This window comes from Pseudomonas sp. HLG18, assembly GCF_051903985.1.
Classification (GTDB): Bacteria; Pseudomonadota; Gammaproteobacteria; order Pseudomonadales; family Pseudomonadaceae; genus Aquipseudomonas; species Aquipseudomonas fluorescens_BT.
Map to the genome: position 1 here is coordinate 3,089,397 of NZ_CP195831.1, position 20,453 is coordinate 3,109,849.

Annotated in this window: 18 protein-coding genes; 9 read left to right on the top strand and 9 right to left on the bottom strand. The window is 60.6% G+C overall.

Annotated features, from left to right (window positions below; all coding sequences use genetic code 11):
- Positions 1-241 precede the first annotated feature (241 nt).
- Positions 242-931, bottom strand: a complete 690-nt coding sequence (locus ACSPX5_RS14180; protein ID WP_169431201.1) for an MlaA family lipoprotein — start codon at positions 929-931, stop codon at positions 242-244.
- Positions 932-1,117: 186 nt separating this feature from the next.
- Here ACSPX5_RS14180 and ACSPX5_RS14185 point away from each other — a divergent pair, with 186 nt between their 5' ends.
- Positions 1,118-1,738 (top strand): HAD family phosphatase, encoded by a 621-nt coding sequence (locus tag ACSPX5_RS14185; RefSeq protein ID WP_439821968.1) that lies wholly within the window; start codon positions 1,118-1,120, stop codon positions 1,736-1,738.
- A gap of 108 nt (positions 1,739-1,846) precedes the next feature.
- The gene (locus ACSPX5_RS14190) at positions 1,847-2,110 is read left to right on the top strand and encodes a DUF4404 family protein (protein ID WP_085700493.1); all 264 of its coding nucleotides are present in this window, start codon (positions 1,847-1,849) and stop codon (positions 2,108-2,110) included.
- A gap of 63 nt (positions 2,111-2,173) precedes the next feature.
- Here ACSPX5_RS14190 and queF read toward each other — a convergent pair whose 3' ends face one another.
- Positions 2,174-3,004, bottom strand: coding sequence for an NADPH-dependent 7-cyano-7-deazaguanine reductase QueF (queF, locus tag ACSPX5_RS14195; RefSeq protein ID WP_114884371.1), 831 nt, complete (start codon positions 3,002-3,004; stop codon positions 2,174-2,176).
- Positions 3,005-3,065: 61 nt separating this feature from the next.
- On the bottom strand, positions 3,066-3,599 hold the full coding sequence (gene copI, locus ACSPX5_RS14200) for a copper-resistant cuproprotein CopI (protein WP_169431204.1): 534 nt from the start codon (positions 3,597-3,599) through the stop codon (positions 3,066-3,068).
- A 155-nt stretch (positions 3,600-3,754) separates the two neighbouring features.
- Here copI and ACSPX5_RS14205 point away from each other — a divergent pair, with 155 nt between their 5' ends.
- Positions 3,755-4,435 (top strand): heavy metal response regulator transcription factor, encoded by a 681-nt coding sequence (locus tag ACSPX5_RS14205; protein WP_169431205.1) that lies wholly within the window; start codon positions 3,755-3,757, stop codon positions 4,433-4,435.
- On the top strand, positions 4,435-5,775 hold the full coding sequence (locus ACSPX5_RS14210; RefSeq protein WP_439821969.1) for a heavy metal sensor histidine kinase: 1,341 nt from the start codon (positions 4,435-4,437) through the stop codon (positions 5,773-5,775). Before ACSPX5_RS14205 ends, ACSPX5_RS14210 begins: the two co-directional genes overlap by 1 nt.
- A 30-nt stretch (positions 5,776-5,805) precedes the next feature.
- Here ACSPX5_RS14210 and ACSPX5_RS14215 read toward each other — a convergent pair whose 3' ends face one another.
- The 3 genes from ACSPX5_RS14215 to ACSPX5_RS14225 all read right to left on the bottom strand — a co-directional run bounded on the left by ACSPX5_RS14215 (position 5,806) and on the right by ACSPX5_RS14225 (position 9,055).
- Entirely contained in the window at positions 5,806-7,050 is a 1,245-nt protein-coding gene (locus ACSPX5_RS14215) for a lipoprotein-releasing ABC transporter permease subunit (RefSeq protein WP_169431207.1), read from the bottom strand.
- 63 nt (positions 7,051-7,113) lie between these two features.
- Positions 7,114-7,797 (bottom strand): lipoprotein-releasing ABC transporter ATP-binding protein LolD, encoded by a 684-nt coding sequence (gene lolD, locus ACSPX5_RS14220; protein ID WP_439821970.1) that lies wholly within the window; start codon positions 7,795-7,797, stop codon positions 7,114-7,116.
- A 7-nt stretch (positions 7,798-7,804) separates the two neighbouring features.
- Positions 7,805-9,055, bottom strand: coding sequence for a lipoprotein-releasing ABC transporter permease subunit (locus tag ACSPX5_RS14225; protein ID WP_439821971.1), 1,251 nt, complete (start codon positions 9,053-9,055; stop codon positions 7,805-7,807).
- A gap of 94 nt (positions 9,056-9,149) precedes the next feature.
- Between ACSPX5_RS14225 and ACSPX5_RS14230 the strand changes: the two genes are divergently transcribed.
- Positions 9,150-9,731 (top strand): PilZ domain-containing protein, encoded by a 582-nt coding sequence (locus tag ACSPX5_RS14230; protein ID WP_169431210.1) that lies wholly within the window; start codon positions 9,150-9,152, stop codon positions 9,729-9,731.
- Positions 9,732-9,744: 13 nt separating this feature from the next.
- A complete protein-coding gene (locus tag ACSPX5_RS14235) occupies positions 9,745-10,467 on the top strand; it encodes a glycerophosphodiester phosphodiesterase (protein ID WP_169431211.1) in 723 nt (240 codons plus the stop codon).
- A gap of 42 nt (positions 10,468-10,509) precedes the next feature.
- Here the strand turns inward: ACSPX5_RS14235 and sthA are convergent, their stop codons facing one another.
- Together sthA and ACSPX5_RS14245 are read right to left on the bottom strand one after the other, a co-directional pair.
- Positions 10,510-11,904, bottom strand: a complete 1,395-nt coding sequence (gene sthA, locus ACSPX5_RS14240) for a Si-specific NAD(P)(+) transhydrogenase (protein ID WP_065260713.1) — start codon at positions 11,902-11,904, stop codon at positions 10,510-10,512.
- A 197-nt stretch (positions 11,905-12,101) separates the two neighbouring features.
- A complete protein-coding gene (locus ACSPX5_RS14245; protein WP_439821972.1) occupies positions 12,102-13,151 on the bottom strand; it encodes an FAD:protein FMN transferase in 1,050 nt (349 codons plus the stop codon).
- A gap of 75 nt (positions 13,152-13,226) precedes the next feature.
- Here ACSPX5_RS14245 and ACSPX5_RS14250 point away from each other — a divergent pair, with 75 nt between their 5' ends.
- A complete protein-coding gene (locus ACSPX5_RS14250; protein WP_207866911.1) occupies positions 13,227-14,519 on the top strand; it encodes an MFS transporter in 1,293 nt (430 codons plus the stop codon).
- 65 nt (positions 14,520-14,584) lie between these two features.
- Here ACSPX5_RS14250 and ACSPX5_RS14255 read toward each other — a convergent pair whose 3' ends face one another.
- Positions 14,585-16,048 (bottom strand): glyceraldehyde-3-phosphate dehydrogenase, encoded by a 1,464-nt coding sequence (locus ACSPX5_RS14255; protein ID WP_169431213.1) that lies wholly within the window; start codon positions 16,046-16,048, stop codon positions 14,585-14,587.
- Between the two features lie 354 nt (positions 16,049-16,402).
- Here ACSPX5_RS14255 and mfd point away from each other — a divergent pair, with 354 nt between their 5' ends.
- Positions 16,403-19,852, top strand: a complete 3,450-nt coding sequence (gene mfd / locus ACSPX5_RS14260; RefSeq protein ID WP_207866910.1) for a transcription-repair coupling factor — start codon at positions 16,403-16,405, stop codon at positions 19,850-19,852.
- A gap of 10 nt (positions 19,853-19,862) precedes the next feature.
- Positions 19,863-20,444, top strand: coding sequence for a CsiV family protein (locus ACSPX5_RS14265; RefSeq protein WP_169431215.1), 582 nt, complete (start codon positions 19,863-19,865; stop codon positions 20,442-20,444).
- Positions 20,445-20,453: the final 9 nt, after the last annotated feature.

Sequence of the window (20,453 nt, forward strand, 5' to 3'; positions counted from 1 at the left end):
TCTCTGCTGCACCGCTTCGGAGCGTTTGCCCCGCACACGGATGCACCAGAGGTGCCCTTCTAAGGCGCAGACGGTACTCCCATCCTTCGAGCGTTTCAAGCATGCGCGGATCGTCACTTGACGACTTTGTTTGTCAAATCACAGAGAGTTATAAGAACGTTCGAAACCGTAACTCAATGGAAGGACGCACGGACAAAAAAAGGCGACTTTTCGGTCGCCTTTCGGGGTTCACGGGCCGAAATCAGAAATCGTCTTCGACGTGACCGTCCTTGACCTTGAACTCGCGGTTCTGCAGGTAGGCATTGCGGATGAAGGTGTACTTGTCGCCGCTGATCAGCTTCTCGCTGGACAACAGGCTGGCGCGGGTGTCGACGATGTTCAGGCCGTAAATAGTGTTGCGCGCCGGAATGTCGTTCATGTAGCGATACGGTGCGGTGTAGGTGTCGACGTATTTCGACGGCGCGTCACGCAGGGTGCTCGGGCCCAGCAACGGCAGCATCACGTACGGACCGCTGCTCACGCCCCAGTAACCGAGGGTCTGGCCGAAATCTTCGTCGCTGCGCTGCAGGCCCATCTTGGTGCCTACATCGAAGAAGCCCAGCAGGCCGAAGGTGGTGTTGAAGATCAAACGCGCGGTGTCGACACCGGCAGCGGCCGGTTTGGCCTGGAGAATGTTGTTCGCCAGGTTGGTGATGTCACCGACGTTACGGAACATGTTGTGGATGCCGTCTTCCAGGAATTGCGGCGTTACAAATTCGTAGCCCTGCGCCAGAGGCTTCAGTGCGTAGGTATCGACGAAGTCGTTGAACTGGAAAATCGGACGGTTGACGCTTTCCCAAGGGTCTTCTTCCGTTGCCGCCTGGGCAACGAACGGAACCAGCATCACGCTGGCGCATACACAAAGCTGAGCGAGAGGGTTGCTCCAGCGCATAGAAAAACTCCTTGGATTGTACATACGCGGCATGCGGGCCACGGTTATAAGACGCTCAGTATAAGACGGAAACACCCGTTTAGGCATTTCCTGCATCATCGGCTCTGTAGGACGCTTCGTAATGCATCTGTCATCCAACTGTCACCGGGATTGCTTAGCCTGATCCCTATTTCAGGGACGTTTTTCATGCCACACGCCGAAGCACTGCACCCTGCGGCACCCAACCTGACGGCCGTGCTGTTCGGACTCAGCGGCTGCCTGGTGGACTTCGGTGCCCGCGCCCACAATCACGCTGACGCCACGCCGGATCACGCCGAGGCCACTCCCGGAGCCCTCGACAGCCTCCGCAGCCTGCAACAGCAACAGATTCCGTGCGCGTGGCTGGACGAACTCCCCTCTGCCCTCACCCGAATGCTTTCAGCAACGCTGCCCGACTGGGTCAAATCTTCGCAACATCCTGCAACAATCAATCCGTGGCCGGCGCCCGATGCCTGCTGGCAGGCGTTGATGGCATTACGGGTCTGCCGCCTCGAGGGTTGCGTGCTGGTCAGCGGTGAACCGCGCCTGCTGCAATCCGGCCTCAATGCCGGGTTGTGGACGATCGGCCTGGCGTCCTGTGGTTCGCTCTGCGGCCTCGCGCCTCACGAATGGCAAGCGCTGAGCCAGAAGGAGCGCGAGCAGTTGCGCGGCAAGGCGACAGTGCAGCTGTTCGGCCTGGGCGTGCACTCGGTGATCGATCATCTGGGCGAACTCGACACTTGTCTGGCGGACATCAGCCTGCGCCGCCTCAAAGGCGAAAAGCCCTGACCGGGATCATGCAGGTTGCAGCAGAGTGGATTAGTCTTAGAGAGAGCCATAGACCTTTGGCGCACGGCTGCGGTCTATGCCAGTGCCTCTCGATAAAAGGAAACAACCATGCCCGCTCAAGAACTGCAAAAACAGCTCAATGCCCTGCGCGAGCAACTGGATCAAAATCCTCCGCTGACCGAAGCCGAGCGCGCTGATCTACATGCGCTGATGGCGCAGATTGAATCCGAAATAAAACTGGAGACCGCGACTCAAGATTCCAGCATCGCCGATGGCGTCAATCTGGCAGTTGATCGCTTCGAACTCGAACACCCCGCCATCGCCGGCACATTGCGCAACATCATGAACTCCCTGGTCAGCATGGGTATCTGAAACCCGCGAATGCAAAAAAGCCCTGCCATCACTGGCAGGGCTTTTTCATGTCCGCGATGCGGGTTACTGACGAACCAGACGGTGGTTCGGCAGTTGCACGCTTTCAGTGCTGCGGTACGGGTTGATGTCCAGCCCGCCCCGACGTACGTAACGCGCGAACACCGTGAGTTTTTCCGGCTTCAGCAGGCGCTGCAGGTCAAGGAAGATCCGCTCCACACATTGCTCGTGGAAGTCCGAGTGCTGACGGAAGCTGACGATGTATTCCAGCAGACTGGCGTGATCCAGCGCCGCGCCGCGATATTCCACCACCACGCTGCCCCAGTCCGGCTGACTGGTCACCGGGCAGTTGGACTTAAGCAGATGGCTGTGCACGCTCTCCTCCACCACCCGCGAATCGTCGCAGCGCAGCAGCTCGGGACGCGGATGCTCGTAGTTGCTGACGCTGATATCCAGATCGTCGATGCACACGCCCGGTAGCGCAACCACGCCTTCGGCTTCAACCTCTTTCAGGCTGCGAACCCGTACGCCCACCGGCTTGCCGGCTGCAGCGGACAAGTCCTTGACCAGCGTCGCTTCCAGGCTCGCTGTATCGGCGAACGGGGTCTGGTTCAACGAATTCAGGTACAGCTTGAACGACTTCGATTCGATGATGTTCGGCGAATCCGCCGGAATGCTGAATTCGCCGATTGCCACCACCGGTTTGCCCGACGGCAGCAGCCACGACAGTTCGAAGCAGTTCCAGAAATCCACGCCTTTATACGGCAGGGTTTCGGCGGTCAGGCCCAGCTCGGCCCATTTCGCGGTGCGCGGAATCGGGAACAGCAGGGACGGCGTGTAAGTGGCGATGTATTCGCTGGATTTGCCCAGCGGCGAATGTTCGGCTGCGGGATGCATGGCGGAAACCTGACTGAAGAATCAGCGGATTCTATCAGCCTTTGCTCCCGCCTTTGAGTGCTTACTGACTGACAGTCAGTTTGCCGACCATCCCGGCCTGGTAATGCCCTGGAATGTTGCAGGCGAATTCCAGGCTGGTCGCCTTGCTGAACGTCCAGGTCAACTCGGCAGTCTTGCCGGGCTCGACCAGCACGCTGTTGGGGTCGTCATGCTTCATTACGTGCCCCATCGAGCCATGATCCATGCCCGCCATATCGTGGGACATTTCCTTCATGCCGGTCGGCGTCAGCATGCCGCTTTGCTGCATCTGCAACATTTCCTGCTGGTGTTTGGCATGCATCGCTGCATCCCCGAGGTTGAATTCGTGCAGCAACTGGCCTTTATTCACCAGTACAAAACGAATGGTCTCACCGGCCTTGATGTCGATGGCCTTCGGATCGAACGACATGTCGCCCATCACCACTTCAATGCTGCGGCTGGCCTTGGCGGCCGGGGCCGGCTGGCCGAAGTCGTACGTGTGCGCAGGATCGGCCCGGACGGATGAACTCAGCGCCAATAGACAAGCGACGACGGCCAGAGGGTTGCGCAAAAACATAGTCATACTCCAACAAGAAAAGGTTCAGCCTGTGGGAAACTCTAGCCCGCCCGCGCTGGCAGCTACCTGACAGAGAGATTACAACTTTGTCAGGTTGGCGCTTGTGACAACGTCCCACGGTATAAAGCTTTCGATCCTACAAACCCGAGCCGCCCATGAAACTGCTGATCGTCGAAGACCAACCGAAAACCGGCCAATACCTGCGCCAGGGGCTGACCGAGGCCGGTTTCAATACCGAGCTGGTGGCCGACGGCAACACCGGGCAACAACTGGCGTTGAGCGGTGACTACGCCTTGCTGATCCTCGACGTGATGCTGCCCGGGCGCAGTGGCTGGCAGATTCTGCAAGCAGTGCGCAGCGCCGGGCTGGAAACGCCGATCCTGTTTCTGACGGCCAAGGACACCGTGGAAGACCGGGTTCACGGTCTCGAACTGGGCGCCGACGACTACCTGGTCAAGCCGTTCGCTTTCTCCGAACTGCTGGCCCGGGTGCGCAGCCTGTTGCGCCGCGGCAGCGCCACACCGCAGGAAACCTGCCTGCAATTGGCCGATCTGCGTCTGGACCTGATTCGCCGCCGCGTCGAACGCAGCGGCCAGCGCATCGACCTCACTGCAAAGGAGTTCGCCTTGCTGGAAATGCTCCTGCGCCGCCAGGGTGAAGTGCTGCCCAAATCCCTGATCGCGTCCCAGGTCTGGGACATGAACTTCGACAGCGACACCAATGTGATCGAAGTGGCGATCCGGCGATTGCGGCTGAAGATCGATGATGACTTTCCCGACAAACTGATCCACACCGTGCGTGGCATGGGTTACGTGCTTGAAGAGCGTGCCGACTGATGCGCCGACTGTCCTTGAGCAGCCGGCTGGCGCTGTTGTTCGCTGGCTGCACCGCAGTGGTTTCGCTGGTGGCCGGGGTCGTTTTCAATCGGGCCAGCGAAGGCCACTTCATCGAGCTCGACCAGCAACTGCTAGAAGGAAAACTGCTCAGTGTGCGTCAGACGCTGCTGAGCGGCAGCGACGCCGCGCACATCACCGATGAATTGAGCCAACAGGGCGATGTTTCGTTGCGCATCAGCACCCCTGAGGGACAACGCTGGTTCGGCCGCTCGTTGCATACCCCGGCGAATCTGCCGAAACAGCCCGGCCTGGCCACCATCACCGACAACGGTACGGACTATCGCCTGCTCAACGCCCCACTCTCCCCGGAACAACCCGACTCCCCGCAATTGACCTTGCTGCTGGACATCACCCACCACCAGCACTTCCTGCAACGCATGCAGCATCTGATTTGGCTGACCGTCGGCCTTTCGGCGCTGGCTACTGCGTTGCTCGGCGCCTGGGCGGCCCGCAGCGGCCTTCGTCCGTTACGCCGTATGAGTGCGGTGGCCCGTGGGATTTCGGCCCAGTCGCTGAATGCCCGACTCCCGGAAGCGCAGATGCCCGCAGAACTCACGGAACTGGCCCACAGTTTCAACGCCATGCTCGGACGCCTCGATGACTCGTTTCAGCGCCTTTCCGCGTTCTCTGCCGACATCGCCCATGAACTGCGCACCCCATTGTCGAACCTGCTGACCCACACGCAGGTCACCCTCACCCGGCCTCGCCCGCTTGAGGACTACCGCGAGGCATTGCACAGCAACCTCGAAGAGCTGCAATGGATGGCACAACTGGTCAACGACATGCTTTATCTGGCCAAGGCCGACCACGGATTGCTGGTGCCCAAGCGCGAACCGCTGGAACTGGCGAAAGAAGCCGATGCGTTGCTGGAGTTTTTCGCACCGCTGGCCGAAGACGCTCAGGTCAGCCTGAGCCGTGACGGTGCGGGGCGGTTCGAGGGTGATCGCGCGATGTTGCGCCGGGCGCTGTCGAATCTGCTGGATAACGCGTTGCGCTTCACGCCGGCAGCAGGCGAAGTGCGTGTGCGGATAACCGAGCAGGCGAACTCCTTGAGGGTGACCGTGGAAAACAGTGGCGAGGGGATTTCTGCTGAGTTGTTGCCGCGCTTGTTCGACCGGTTCTACCGGGCCGATCCGGCGCGCCAGGAAGGCAGCAGCGAGCATGCGGGATTGGGGCTGGCGATCACTCAGTCGATCATCAAGGCCCATGGCGGGCAGATTCATTGCGAATCGGCTCAGGGCTGGACGCGGTTTGTGATTGAGTTGCCGAAAAAAGATTGAGGCCGGCAATGCCGGCCTCAATAGGAGAACTTACGAATAGCGCAACGCGTGCGCCGGCTCGATCTTCGCCGCTCGCCAGGCCGGGTAAACCGTGGCCAGGAAGCTGAGAATGAAGCCCGCCGAGCAGATCAGCAGCACATCGCCGCCCTGCAATTCCGAGGGCAGGTTACTGACGAAGTACACGTCGGAACTGAAGATGTGCTGCCCGGTCACTCGCTCGACCCAGCCCACCATCTCACTGACATTGAGTGCGGCAATTACGCCAAGCACGCCACCGATGATGGTGCCGACGATGCCGATCACCGTGCCCTGCACCATGAATATCGCCATGATCTGCCGTGGCGTGGCGCCGATGGTGCGCAGGATCGCGATGTCCGCGCCCTTGTCGTTCACCACCATGATCAAAGTCGCAATGATGTTGAACGCCGCCACCGCGACGATCATCAGCAGCAACAGACCGATCATGGTCTTTTCCATTTTCATCGCACTGAACAGGCTGCCCTGAGTGTGGGTCCAGTCGTCAGCCTTGAAATCAACGCCGAGGCCGGTGGCGATATCGGAGGAGACTTTAGGCGCCGCGTACAGGTCTTTCACTGCCAGACGCACGCTCTGTACCTGATTCGGCTCCCAGTGCTGCATCGTTGCGGCGTCGGCCACATGGATCAGGCCCATGGAACCATCCAGTTCGGCGCCGACCTTGAAGATGCCGACCACATTCAGACGCTGCATGCGCGGGGTGATGCCGCCGGGTGCAGTACTGACTTCCGGCACGATCAGGGTGATTTTGTCGCCAACGTTCAGGCGGAAGCGCCGGGCCGTGATTTCACCCAGCACCACGCCGAACTCGCCCGGCTTCAAGGCATCGAGACGACCCTGAACAATGTGCTGGGCAACGATCGACACCTTGCCTTCCTGGGCCGGATCGACACCGCTGATCTGGATCGGCTGCATCATGCCCTTGTAGGACAGCATGCCTTCCATCTCGGTGAACGGCACAGCGGCAGTGACTTCGGGGTTCTTCATCGCGGCGGCGGCCACGGGTTGCCAGTCGTCGATCGGCTTCACGCCCACGATGGTCGCGTGGGGCACCATGCCGAGGATGCGCGAGCTCATTTCGCGCTGAAAGCCGTTCATCACCGACAACACCACGATCATCGCCAGCACGCCGAGGGCGAGACCGATCATCGAGGTCATCGAGATGAATGAAACAAAGCGATTGCGGCGCTTGGCGCGGGTATAGCGCGTGCCGATAAAGATCGATAACGGTCTGAACATTCGCTGGGGCACCGTATAAAAATAAAAGACCCGACGCCTTTTCAGGCATCGGGTTTCAAGCCGTCAGATGGGGGTCAGGCAACCTTCCTGCAACTGCAGGACGCGGTCCATCTGGCGAGCCAGGTTCATGTCGTGAGTCACCACCAGAAACGCCGTGCGCATCGACGTGCTGAGTTCCAGCATCAGGTCCTGAATGCCTTCGGCGGTGTGGGAGTCGAGGTTGCCGGTCGGCTCGTCGAGCATCACCAGGCCCGGATTGTTCACCAGAGCGCGGGCGATGGCCACACGCTGGCGTTCACCACCGGACAGCTCGGCCGGTTTGTGTTCCAGACGATGGCCGAGACCGACTCGTTCCAGCAACGCCGTGGCCCGCTGACGCGCTTCCGGGATCGAGGTCTTGCCGATCAGCAACGGCATGCAGACGTTTTCCAGCGCGGTGAATTCCGGCAGCAGGTGGTGGAACTGGTACACGAATCCAAGGGCACGGTTACGCAGCAGGCCGCGCTTCTTCTCGCTCAGCGCCGACAGCTCTTCACCGTCGAGCCAGACACCGCCCTTGGTCGGCGTGTCGAGACCGCCCAACAGGTTGAGCAAGGTACTTTTGCCCGAACCGGATTTGCCGACGATCGCCACGCGCTCGCCCGGGTGCAGCTCCAGTTGCAGGTTGGCCAGCACTTGCACCGACTCCGGGCCTTCCTCGTAGGACTTGCCCAGGTTGCGGCAGCTCAGGATTGCTTTTTCACTCATGCCCGACTCACTCATAACGTAGCGCCTCCGCCGGCTGGGTGCGTGCGGCACGCCAGGCTGGATACAGGGTGGCGAGGAAACTCAGGACCAACGCAGCCGCGCAGACCATGACTACGTCCTGGCTCTGCACCTGCGATGGCAGGTAATCGATGAAATACACGTCGGCGTTGAGGAACTTGTGTCCGATCAAGCCTTCGAGTGCCGAAATCGCCGCGCTGACATTGAGCGCCGCCAGGATTCCGACCACGGCGCCGATGGCCGTACCGACCACGCCGATCACCGTGCCCTGCACCATGAACGTGCGCATGATCGTGCCCGGCGTGGCGCCGAGCGTGCGCAGAATGGCGATGTCGCCCTTCTTGTCGTTCACCACCATCACCAGTGTGGAGATGATGTTGAACGCGGCAACCGCGACGATCAGCAGCAACAGCAGGCCGATCATGGCTTTTTCCATGCGGATCGCCTGATACAGGTTGCCGTGGGTGCGGGTCCAGTCGCGGGCGTAGTAATGGTCTTCGCCGAGCCGCTGGGCGATGTTCCACGCCTCACGTGGCGCCTGGAACAGATCGTCGAACTTCAGGCGCAGGCCCTGCACCTGATCAGGTTTCCAGCGGTGCATCTTCGCCAGATCCTGCAGGTTGGTGACGCCCAGATAACCGTCCAGTTCACCGGCGCCGACATGGAAGATGCCGACCACGGTGAAACGCTTCATGCGCGGGAACATCCCGGCGGGGGTCACACTGACCTCCGGGGCGACGAAGGTGATCTTGTCACCGATGCCCACGCCGAGCTTGGTCGCGGCCTTGTCGCCGATCACGATGCCGAAGCTGCCCGGCGTCAGGTCGTCGAGTTTGCCCTGCTGCATGAAGTTGTCGATGATCGAGACGTTGCGCTCCAGCGCCGGATCGACGGCATTGAGCAACACCTTGGACACCTGGCCGTTATTGGTCAGCAATCCCTGCATCTGGGTGAACGGCGCGACGGCCGCCACCTGCGGGTTCTGCTTGACCTTGGCGGCCAGGCTCTGCCAGTCGCTGATGGCTTCACCGGACTCGATGGTCGCGTGGGGCACCATGCCCAGCACGCGGGTGCGCATCTCATGATCGAAGCCGTTCATCACCGACAGCACCACGATCATCACGACCACGCCAAGGGCGAGCCCGATCATCGAAGTCAGGGAAATGAATGACACAAAATGATTGCGACGCTTTGCACGGGTATAACGCGTGCCGATAAATACGAAGAGAGGTCTGAACATGTCGGGGCTTGTTCGGAGGGAAAAGGAACGTCCTTGTGGCGGGGGTCGATAACCAGCTTTACACTCAGACCACCGCCGCTACCATGGGTTCGCCATGTCGACATTAGATGAAGAAGATCGCCGCGAATACTACCGTATCGAGGACACGATCGCACTGGAAATTCGGCCCCTGTCCGCTCCCGAAGCCGCCGGCCAGGAAGTGTTGCAGGATGCTTCCCCGCTATTCAACCTGCTCAGCGAACTGCACCTGAGCGAATTCGAGTCGCAGCACCTGCTGCGCCAGATCAGTGAACGCGACCGCGCCATCGCGGCGTTCCTGAAATCCCAGAACAAGCGCATCGACCTGCTCAGCCAGGTGGTCGCCCTGACCGTGCTCGGCCATATCGGCGAACCGCAACCGGTGATCATCTCCGAGGGCGGCATCGACTTTCAGCACCCGACCCCGATCGCCACCGGCGCCCACCTGTCGGTGAAACTGGTGCTGATGCCCCAGGCGCTTGGCCTGTTGCTGCGCGCCCGGGTCACCCATTGCGACCGCAAGGGTGACGGCTACGATGTCGGCACCGAGTTCGAACACCTGACCGAAGCCCAGCGCCAGCTGCTCGCCCGCTATATCTTGCAAAAGCAGGCCCAGGAACGACGTCTGGCCCGCGAACAGAACGAATCAGGCATTTAATTAAGGAAAAACCGTGACCCTTATCTACGGCCACCGCGGCGCCAAGGGCGAAGCACCGGAAAACACCCTGACCAGCTTTCAGGAATGTCTCAAGCACGGCGTTCGCCGTTGCGAGCTGGATCTGCACCTGTCCAAGGACGGCGAGCTGATGGTCATCCACGACCCGACCCTCAAGCGCACCACCGAGCGCCGTGGCAAGGTGGTCGAGCACTCCGCCGCCGAACTGGTGACCTACGACGCCCGAAAGGGTGGGCCGGGCTGGATCAAGCCCTGCCCGATTCCGACCCTGGAAGAACTGTTCGAGAAATGTGATTTCGAGCACTGGCAGCTCGAAGTCAAAAGCGCCTCGCGCACCCGCGCTGCGACGACCGTTCTGGCCATCCGTGAAATGGCGGTCAGACACGGGCTGCTCGACAAGGTGACGATCACCTCGAGTTCGCGGGAAGTATTGAAGGCTGCGCTGGATCTGGTACCGGACGTGTCACGGGGCCTGGTGGCCGAGTACGCCTGGCTCGACCCGCTGAAGGTCGCGGCAAGCTACGGCTGCGAGATACTGGCCTTGAACTGGACACTGTGTACGCCGGAACGCCTGCAAAAGGCGCAGCGTCAGGGGCTGCATGTGTCGGTGTGGACCGTCAACGAGCCTGCGCTGATGCGCAGACTCGCCGACTTCGGCGTTGACAGCCTGATTACAGACTTTCCCGGTTTGGCCACTGCCACCCTCGGGAATAGCTGAAATCGGTCTCCCCGGCCGGCTCAGGCCACCGGCCGGAGCCGCTCAAAAAAGCCGGTTGAGGCCGTCGTACGCCGCTACCCGATAGGCTTCGGCCATGGTCGGGTAGTTGAACGTGGTGTTGACGAAATACTTCAGGGTATTGAGCTCACCCGGCTGGTTCATGATCGCCTGACCGATGTGCACGATCTCCGATGCCTGATAACCGAAGCAGTGAACGCCCAGCACCTGCAGGGTTTCACGGTGGAACAGGATCTTCAGCATGCCTTGCGGCTCGCCGGCGATCTGCGCCCGCGCCATGCTCTTGAAGAACGCCTTGCCCACTTCGTACGGCACCTTGGCCTGGGTCAGTTCCTGCTCGTTCTTGCCGATCGAGCTGATCTCCGGAATGGTGTAGATGCCGGTCGGCACGTCATTCACGAAGCGCCAGCTGCCATTGTCGACAATGCTGCCAGCAGCCGAGCGACCCTGGTCGTGGGCGGCACTGGCCAGGCTCGGCCAGCCGATCACGTCACCGGCGCCGTAGATGTTCTGCACGCAGGTGCGGTAATTCTCGTCGACTTCGATCTGGCCGCGGCTGTTGACCTTGACGCCAATGTTTTCCAGACCCAACTGATCGGTGTTGCCGGTCCGGCCGTTGCACCAGAGCAAGGCGTCGGCCTTGATCTTCTTGCCGGACTTCAGGTGCAGGATCACGCCGTTGTCCACGCCTTCGACGCGGTCATACTCTTCGTTGTGACGCACGGTGATGTTGTTGTTGCTGAAGTGGTAGCTCAACGCCTGGGAGATTTCCGAGTCGAGGAAGCTCAGCAACTGCCCGCGGTTGTCCACCAGCTCCACAAGAACACCCAGACCGCTGAAGATCGACGCGTATTCGCAACCGATCACGCCGGCGCCGTAAACGATCAGTTTGCGCGGGGTGTGGCCGAGGCTGAGGATGGTGTCGCTATCGTAGATACGCGGGTGGTGGAAATCGATGTCCGCCGGGCGATAAGGACGCGAACCGGTGGCGATGATGATGTGTTTGGCTACCAGCTTCTCGACCACGCCATTGGCGCAGACCACTTCGATGGTCTGCTCGTCGGCGAAGCTGCCGGTGCCGAAGAACACGTCGACGCGATTACGGGCGTAGTAGCCGGTACGCGAAGCGACTTGCTTGGAGATGACTTTTTCGGCGCTCTTCAACACGTCCGGGAAGGAGAACCAGCGCGGTTCACCGATCGCACGGAACATCGGGTTGGTGTTGAACTGCATGATCTGCCGCACCGAGTGACGCAAGGCCTTGGACGGGATGGTGCCCAGGTGGGTGCAGTTACCGCCGACCTGGCGACGGCTGTCGACCATCGCCACCTTGCGCCCTGCTTTGGCGGCGTTCATTGCCGCGCCTTCTCCCGCCGGGCCGGAACCCAGCACCACCACGTCGTAGTTGTAGACAGCCATGCGTACTCCTCAGAACAGGCCGCGGTGCCAGCAGCACCGGCGGCTAAATCACGCCGAACGACGGCGCGAAGGAACAATTGGGGGCCAGTTGAAAACCCGGACACAGTCTATAGAAGCGTCAACGCCGCGCACATTAACCCTTGGTCGCGTCGTAGGCTACTTTTGCCTGCACTACAACGCCAGCTTTCGTACTGTTCTCAGTCAACTTTTGCGCCGCTGAGCCGTTGGAAAGCGTGACTGGTGCGTGTGACGAAACCTTTATCGGCACGAATCACAAAGAATGCACCAATGTCGTGTTTTTCGGCATAGTCCCAGGCCCTTTCCGGGCCGAGAATCAGCAACAGTGTCGATAGTCCATCGGCCATCAAGGCTGAAGGATGAATCACCGTGACTGACGCCAGGTCGTGTAGGACGGGCGCTCCGGTGCGGGCATCGAAGGTGTGGGAATAGCGCCTTCCGTCCTGCTGAAAATAGTTGCGGTAGTCGCCGGACGTGGAGAGGCCATAGCCATCAACGTCGATGATCCGCTCGGCCACTTGCCGATCGTCACGAGGCGCCTCCAGCGCGATGCGCCAGGGGGAGCCATCGAGCTTCTTGCCGGACGCCTTGAGTTCCCCCGTGGCTTCGGCGAGGTAATCATGAATGCCCATGGCATCGAGCCGCGCCGCAATGGTATCGACCGCATAACCGGCGGCAATGCTGTTGAAGTCGACCTCGACCGCCGCATCCTTGCACAGTTGGTCGCCTTCAACGCGCAGATGGCGGTAACCCACGCGCTTCTGCACCTCGGCCAGCGCCGAAGCGCTCGGAACTTTCTCCTCGCGCCCTTGCGGGCCGAAGCCCCAAAGATTGAGCAACGGCTCCACCGTCAGGTCGTAGGAACCTTCGCTCTGCTGTGACAGCTGTTCGCCCACACGGACCAATTCAAGAATCGCCGCCGGCATGGCCTGACAACGATCGGCTGGCAACCCGTTGAAACGTGAAATATCAGAGTTCGCGCGGTAGGTGGACATCTGCTGATCGACATCGGCAAGGATCTTCTCGACTTCGACACGGACATCCTCAGACGCAGGCAGATTGGCGTGGCGCACGTACTTGATCGAATAGGTACTGCCCATGGTCGGGCCGCCGAAGCTCTCCATGGAATCGCCGTCGCCGCAACCGGACAAAACGCCGATCAGCAGCACGAAAACCACAAACCGTCCAGTTAACAATTCTTCATCTCCGAGCAAAACCGCGGCGGCCATTATGGCCACAGAGCCCGCTCGCTCCCAAACGGATGCACCGCTTTCATACAAAATCTAAAAAGTGAGTACCTGAACATGTCCTCCTCCACGGGCAAAGGCAAAGCGATTTTTCGCGTTGTCAGCGGCAACTTTCTCGAAATGTTCGACTTCATGGTCTACGGCTTCTATGCCACGGCCATCGCCAAGACGTTCTTCCCTACCGACAGTGCTTTCGCATCCCTGATGCTTTCGCTTGCCACCTTCGGCGCAGGCTTTCTGATGCGCCCACTGGGGGCGATCTTCCTCGGTGCCTACATTGACCGACACGGTCGTCGTCAGGGCCTGATCATTACCCTCGCGCTGATGGCTGCCGGTACCGTGCTGATTGCCTGCGTTCCGGGTTATGCCACGCTCGGCGTTGCCGCGCCGCTGATCGTGCTGTTCGGCCGCTTGCTGCAAGGATTCTCGGCCGGCGTCGAATTGGGCGGTGTATCGGTGTATCTGGCGGAAATCGCCACGCCCGGCCGCAAGGGCTTTTTCGTCAGCTGGCAGTCCGCCAGCCAGCAAGCGGCGGTGGTATTCGCCGGCCTGCTTGGCGTTGGCCTCAACCACTGGCTGAGCCCGGAACAGATGGGCGAATGGGGCTGGCGCGTGCCGTTCCTGATCGGCTGCATGATCGTCCCGGTGATTTTCGTCATCCGTCGCTCGCTGGAGGAAACCCCGGAATTCCAGGCGCGCAAACATCGCCCTACCCTGCAGGAAATCGTCCGCTCGATCGGTCAGAACTTTGGCATCGTCATCGCCGGCATGGCGCTGGTGGTGATGACGACGGTGTCGTTCTACCTGATCACGGCGTACACCCCGACGTTCGGCAAGGCGGAATTGCACCTGTCGGACTTCGATGCGTTGCTGGTGACGGTGTGCATCGGCCTGTCGAACTTCTTCTGGCTGCCGGTGATGGGCGCAGTCTCTGACAAGATCGGCCGCAAACCCCTACTGTTGGCGGCGACGATTCTGGCGATTCTGACCGCTTACCCTGCGTTGTCGTGGCTGGTGGCGAACCCGAGCTTCAGCCATCTGCTGATCGTCGAGTTGTGGCTGTCGTTCCTGTACGGCTCGTATAACGGGGCTATGGTGGTGGCACTCACCGAGATTATGCCGGTGGAAGTTCGCACCACGGGCTTCTCGCTGGCCTACAGTCTGGCGACCGCAACCTTCGGTGGTTTTACCCCTGCAGCCTGCACTTACCTGATCCATGTGCTGGACAACAAGGCAGCGCCGGGAATCTGGCTAAGTGGAGCAGCCGTGCTGGGCCTGATCGCCACGCTGGTGCTGTTCCGTGGCAACAGGCACGAACTGCGCACGGCACAAGCCGCCATCCCTCGCTGAGGCAGATCGCACACAAACAAAAACGCCCCGACCAGAGTCGGGGCGTTTTCATTTGCAGCTAAGGCTTAGCGCGGGAATGCTGGCGGGTTTACACCGGCCATGTCTTCCATCACGCGAACGACCTGGCAGCTATAACCGAACTCGTTGTCGTACCAGACGTACAGAACAACGCGGTTATCCTGAACGATAGTCGCTTCAGCGTCGACCACACCGGCGTGGCGCGAGCCCACGAAGTCGGTGGAAACCACTTCCTGGGAATTGACGAAGTCGATCTGCTTGTGCAGATCCGAGTGCAGCGCCATGTAGCGCAGGTACTCGTTCATCTCTTCACGGGTGGCGGCTTTCTCGAGGTTCAGGTTGAGAATGGCCATCGACACGTTCGGCGTCGGAACACGGATCGCGTTACCGGTCAGCTTGCCGGCCAGCTCAGGCAGGGCCTTGGCAGCAGCGGTAGCAGCACCGGTCTCGGTGATCACCATGTTCAGCGCGGCGCTACGACCACGGCGATCACCCTTGTGGAAGTTGTCGATCAGGTTCTGGTCGTTGGTGTACGAGTGAACGGTTTCGACGTGACCGTTGATGATGCCGAACTTGTCATTCACGGCTTTCAGCACCGGCACGATGGCGTTGGTGGTGCAGGAAGCGGCGGACACGATCTTGTCGTCAGCGGTGATTTCGTTGTGGTTGATACCGTGAACGATGTTCTTCAGCTTGCCCTTGCCAGGCGCGGTCAGAACAACGCGGTCGATACCCGGGCAGGCCAGGTGCTGACCCAGGCCGTCGGCATCACGCCATACACCGGTGTTGTCCACCAGCAGCGCATCTTTGATGCCGTACTGGGTGTAATCCACTTCGGTAGGGTTTTTCGCGTAGATAACCTGGATCAGGTTGCCGTTGGCGGTGATGGTGTTGTTTTCTTCGTCGATGGTGATGGTGCCGTTGAACGAACCGTGTACCGAATCGCGACGCAGCAGGCTGGCGCGTTTGGTCAGGTCGTTTTCGGCGCCCTTGCGCACCACGATGGCACGCAGACGCAGACCGTCGCCGCCACCGGTTTTCTCGATCAGGATGCGCGCCAGCAGACGGCCGATACGACCGAAGCCGTAAAGCACAACGTCAGTGCCTTTGCGGGCCGAAGCGTTTTGCTGGCCAACCACGTCAGCCATTTCTTCACGCACGAACTGCTCGGCGGTACGGCCGTTGCCTTCATTGCGGAATTTGAACGCCAACTTGCCCAGATCCACCGAAGCCGCGCCGAGCTTGAGCTCGCTCATGGCCTTGAGCAGAGGGAATGTTTCGTGGACGGAGAGTTCGCTATCGTCGGAAGAACGATGGCGAGCAAAGCGGTGAGCTTTGAGAATCGCGATGACAGACTGGTTGATCAGGCTGCGGCCATAGATCGAGCTCACCACGTTGTTATTGCGGTAGAGCTGACCGATAAGCGGAATCATCGCTTCTGCGAGTGCTTCACGGTCGATCCATTCACCAAGACACTGGTCGGGCTTCTGAGTCACGGGAACCTTCCACATGTAGGGGCAGAAAAAAGGGGCTACATTATGCCGCCGAGAACCTCTTGTAGCAATGCGCGCTTGTCGCGCAATCGGTAACAAAATTCCGTCCAAAAAAATAACGCCCTCCGCCAGCCCAGTAAAACCGGGGCTTTCAGCGCAGTCAGTTTTTCGACGACTGTTAGACGATGTCTGTAACCCTCCGTAACACCACCCACTTTCGGCACTACATAACCGTCAAAAAAGTGCTGGTTTTTATGGTTACCACTACATTTTGCTCAAACAGCGCAGATAGACGCAGTCTGCAACTGACAGGCGGCACCGGACGCCGCTACAATTACCGACTTTGTCGCAACGCCTGGAGCTCAACCTTCCGTGCCTGTTCTGCGTCTACCGCTTCTCCCTGCCGCGGCAGGTAAACAGCACTGGGGCAATCTGCCCGGTGCCGCACTGAGCCTGGCGATTGCCGAGGCTGCCAGCGCTGCCAAGCGCTTCACGTTACTGCTCACCGCCGACAGCCAGAGTGCCGAACGGCTGGAGCAGGAGCTGAGTTTCTTCGCCCCGGATTTGCCGGTGCTGCATTTCCCGGACTGGGAAACCCTGCCCTACGACCTGTTCTCGCCGCACCAGGACATCATCTCCCAGCGCATCGCCAGCCTTTACAGGCTGCCGGAGCTGGAACATGGCGTGCTGGTGGTGCCGATCACCACGGCCCTGCATCGCCTGGCACCGACCAGTTTCCTGCTCGGCAGCAGCCTGGTGCTGGATGTCGGGCAGAAACTCGACGTCGAACAGATGCGCACGCGGCTCGAAGCCAGCGGCTATCGCTACGTCGACACGGTCTACGAACACGGCGAGTTCACCGTACGTGGCGCCCTGATCGACCTGTTCCCGATGGGCAGCAAACTGCCTTATCGCATTGACTTGTTCGACGACGAAATCGAAACCCTGCGCACCTTCGATCCGGAAAACCAGCGCTCCATCGACAAGGTCGATTCGGTCAAGCTGCTGCCGGCCAAGGAGTTCCCGCTACAGAAAGAAGCGGTCACCCGCTTCAAGGCACGCTTTCGCGAGCGTTTCGACGTCGACTTCCGGCGCTGCCCGATCTTTCAGGACCTGAGCAGCGGTATCACGCCTGCCGGCATCGAGTACTACCTGCCGCTGTTCTTCGAAGAAACCTCGACTCTCTTCGATTACCTGCCCCAAGACACTCAGGTGTTCTCTCTGCCGGGTATCGAGCAAGCGGCGGAAAACTTCTGGAACGACGTGCGCAATCGCTACGAAGAGCGCCGCGTCGATCCATCGCGTCCTTTATTGCCGCCCGCCGAACTGTTCCTGCCGGTCGAAGACTGCTTCGCCCGCCTGAAGAACTGGCCGCGCGTGGTTGCCAGCCAGCAGGACGTGGAGACCGGCGTCGGCCGCGAGCGCTTCCCGGCGCAGGCATTGCCGAATCTGGCGATTGAAGCCAAGGCCACGCAACCGCTGGCCGCGCTGTCCGCCTTCCTCGACGAATTCCCGGGGCGCGTGTTGTTCACCGCCGAATCGGCAGGCCGCCGCGAAGTGCTGCTGGAACTGCTGGACCGTCTGAAGCTGCGACCGAAAACCGTCGACAGCTGGCCGGACTTCGTCGCGAGCAAGGATCGCCTGGCGATCACCATCGCTCCGCTCGACGAAGGCCTGATGCTGGACGACCCGGCGCTGGCACTGGTTGCGGAAAGTCCACTGTTCGGCCAGCGCGTGATGCAGCGTCGCCGCCGCGAAAAACGCGCCGACGCCAACAACGATGCAGTGATCAAAAACCTCACCGAGCTGCGCGAAGGCGCGCCGGTGGTGCACATCGATCACGGTGTCGGCCGCTATCTCGGTCTGACGATTCTGGAAATCGACAGCCAGGCTGCCGAATTCCTGACCCTGGAATACGCCGAGAACGCCAAGCTCTACGTGCCCGTGGCCAACCTGCATCTGATCGCCCGCTACACCGGCAGCGACGACGCACTGGCCCCGCTGCACCGCCTCGGCTCCGAGACCTGGCAGAAAGCCAAGCGCAAGGCTGCCGAACAGGTGCGTGACGTTGCTGCCGAATTGCTCGACATCTATGCCCGCCGCGCGGCTCGCGAAGGTTATGCGTTTGCCGATCCGAAGGCCGATTACGCAACCTTCAGTGCCGGCTTCCCGTTCGAAGAAACCCCGGACCAGCAATCCACCATCGAAGCCGTGCGCGAAGACATGCTTGCGCCGAAGCCGATGGATCGACTGGTCTGTGGCGACGTCGGTTTCGGCAAGACCGAAGTGGCCATGCGCGCCGCGTTTATCGCGGTGCATGGCGGCAAACAAGTGGCGATTCTGGTACCGACCACCCTGCTCGCCCAGCAGCACTACAACAGCTTCCGCGACCGCTTCGCCGACTGGCCGGTGACCGTGGAAGTGATGAGCCGCTTCAAGTCGGCGAAGGAAGTGAACGCAGCTGTGGCCCAACTGGCCGAAGGCAATATCGACATCGTCATCGGCACTCACAAGCTGCTGCAGGACGACGTCAAGATCAAAAACCTCGGGCTGGTAATCATCGACGAAGAGCACCGTTTCGGTGTCCGTCAGAAGGAACAGCTCAAGGCCCTGCGCAGCGAAGTCGACATTCTGACACTGACCGCCACGCCGATTCCGCGCACGCTGAACATGGCGGTGTCGGGCATGCGTGACTTGTCGATCATCGCCACGCCGCCGGCGCGACGCCTGTCGGTGCGCACCTTCGTCATGGAACAGAACAAGAGCACGGTCAAGGAAGCCTTGCTGCGTGAACTGCTGCGCGGCGGTCAGGTTTACTACCTGCACAACGACGTGAAGACCATCGAGAAATGCGCCGCCGAACTGGCCGAACTGGTGCCGGAAGCGCGGATCGGCATCGGCCACGGGCAGATGCGCGAACGCGAACTCGAACAGGTGATGAGCGACTTCTACCACAAGCGCTTCAACGTGCTGATCGCTTCGACCATCATCGAGACCGGCATCGACGTGCCGAGCGCCAATACCATCATCATCGAGCGCGCCGACAAGTTCGGCCTGGCGCAATTGCACCAGTTGCGCGGGCGTGTTGGCCGCAGTCACCACCAGGCCTACGCCTACCTGCTGACACCGCCACGCCAGCAGATTACCGGCGATGCGGAAAAACGCCTGGAGGCGATTGCCAACACTCAGGATCTGGGTGCGGGCTTCGTGCTGGCCACCAACGACCTGGAAATCCGTGGCGCCGGCGAACTGCTGGGCGACGGCCAGAGCGGGCAGATCCAGGCGGTCGGCTTCACGCTGTACATGGAAATGCTTGAGCGCGCGGTGAAATCGATCCGCAAGGGCGAACAGCCGAACCTCGATCAGCCGCTCGGCGGCGGCCCGGAAGTCAACCTGCGGGTGCCCGCGCTGATTCCGGAAGATTACCTGCCGGATGTGCACGCACGCCTGATCCTGTACAAGCGCATCGCTTCGGCCACCGACGAGGAAGGCCTGAAGGATCTGCAAGTGGAGATGATCGACCGCTTCGGCCTGCTGCCGGAACCGACCAAGAATCTGGTGCGCATCACTGCGTTGAAATTGCAGGCCGAGCAACTCGGCATCAAAAAGGTCGACGGCGGCCCGCAGGGTGGACGCATCGAGTTCGCCGCGCAGACGCCGGTCGATCCGATGACCCTGATCAAACTGATCCAGAGTCAGCCAAAACGCTACAAATTCGAAGGCGCCACGATGTTCAAGTTCCAGGTGCCGATGGAGCGCCCGGAAGAGCGCTTTAATACTGTGGAAGCGCTGTTCGAGCGCCTCCTCCCGAAAACTGCTTGAAGGACGCCGCATGCGCCTGTTTCGCTCTCTGACCTTGCTGCTGACCCCGTTCTTGATAACGATGGCGGCACCCTCGGCGTTTGCCGATGACCTGTATCAGGTTGAAATGATTCTGGTACGCCAGAACGCTGTTCCGGCGATCGTCAGCCGCGCCGCGCCGGAAGACTGGGCCGCCGGTGCCCAGCGTCTGGACGATGCCAGCCAGCGCACACCGGCACTGGGCGAAGTCGCCAGCAAACTCACTGCCAGCGGCGAATACAGCGTGCTGATGCACAAGGCCTGGCAACAGACCCTTGGCGAGGTGCCGACGAAAGTCGCGATCAGCGACGGCAAGGAACAGTTCGGCCAGTTCCCCATCGAGGGCACGCTTGAAATGAAACTCGGGCGTTTCACCGATGTAAACGCCGATTTCTGGGTCAACCAGATCGACGCCAACGGCATGGTCAGCGCCAGCGAACGCCTGAAGCAGGACAGCCACACCAAAAATGGCCAGCTCAACTACCTGGACAACGGCCACCTGGCCCTGCTGATCAAGATCACTTCACTGACGGCGCCTGCGCCTCGGGAAGCGCCTGAATCCATTCCGGACTGATCGAAGTCC

Coding starts and splice junctions, on each gene's coding strand:
- ACSPX5_RS14180 (WP_169431201.1), bottom strand. CDS start 931: ATGCGCTGGAGCAACCCTCTCGCTCAGCTTTGTGTATGCGCCAGCGTG.
- ACSPX5_RS14185 (WP_439821968.1), top strand. CDS start 1,118: ATGCCACACGCCGAAGCACTGCACCCTGCGGCACCCAACCTGACGGCC.
- ACSPX5_RS14190 (WP_085700493.1), top strand. CDS start 1,847: ATGCCCGCTCAAGAACTGCAAAAACAGCTCAATGCCCTGCGCGAGCAA.
- queF (WP_114884371.1), bottom strand. CDS start 3,004: ATGCATCCCGCAGCCGAACATTCGCCGCTGGGCAAATCCAGCGAATAC.
- copI (WP_169431204.1), bottom strand. CDS start 3,599: ATGTTTTTGCGCAACCCTCTGGCCGTCGTCGCTTGTCTATTGGCGCTG.
- ACSPX5_RS14205 (WP_169431205.1), top strand. CDS start 3,755: ATGAAACTGCTGATCGTCGAAGACCAACCGAAAACCGGCCAATACCTG.
- ACSPX5_RS14210 (WP_439821969.1), top strand. CDS start 4,435: ATGCGCCGACTGTCCTTGAGCAGCCGGCTGGCGCTGTTGTTCGCTGGC.
- ACSPX5_RS14215 (WP_169431207.1), bottom strand. CDS start 7,050: ATGTTCAGACCGTTATCGATCTTTATCGGCACGCGCTATACCCGCGCC.
- lolD (WP_439821970.1), bottom strand. CDS start 7,797: ATGAGTGAAAAAGCAATCCTGAGCTGCCGCAACCTGGGCAAGTCCTAC.
- ACSPX5_RS14225 (WP_439821971.1), bottom strand. CDS start 9,055: ATGTTCAGACCTCTCTTCGTATTTATCGGCACGCGTTATACCCGTGCA.
- ACSPX5_RS14230 (WP_169431210.1), top strand. CDS start 9,150: ATGTCGACATTAGATGAAGAAGATCGCCGCGAATACTACCGTATCGAG.
- sthA (WP_065260713.1), bottom strand. CDS start 11,904: ATGGCTGTCTACAACTACGACGTGGTGGTGCTGGGTTCCGGCCCGGCG.
- ACSPX5_RS14245 (WP_439821972.1), bottom strand. CDS start 13,151: ATGGCCGCCGCGGTTTTGCTCGGAGATGAAGAATTGTTAACTGGACGG.
- ACSPX5_RS14250 (WP_207866911.1), top strand. CDS start 13,227: ATGTCCTCCTCCACGGGCAAAGGCAAAGCGATTTTTCGCGTTGTCAGC.
- ACSPX5_RS14255 (WP_169431213.1), bottom strand. CDS start 16,048: ATGTGGAAGGTTCCCGTGACTCAGAAGCCCGACCAGTGTCTTGGTGAA.
- ACSPX5_RS14265 (WP_169431215.1), top strand. CDS start 19,863: ATGCGCCTGTTTCGCTCTCTGACCTTGCTGCTGACCCCGTTCTTGATA.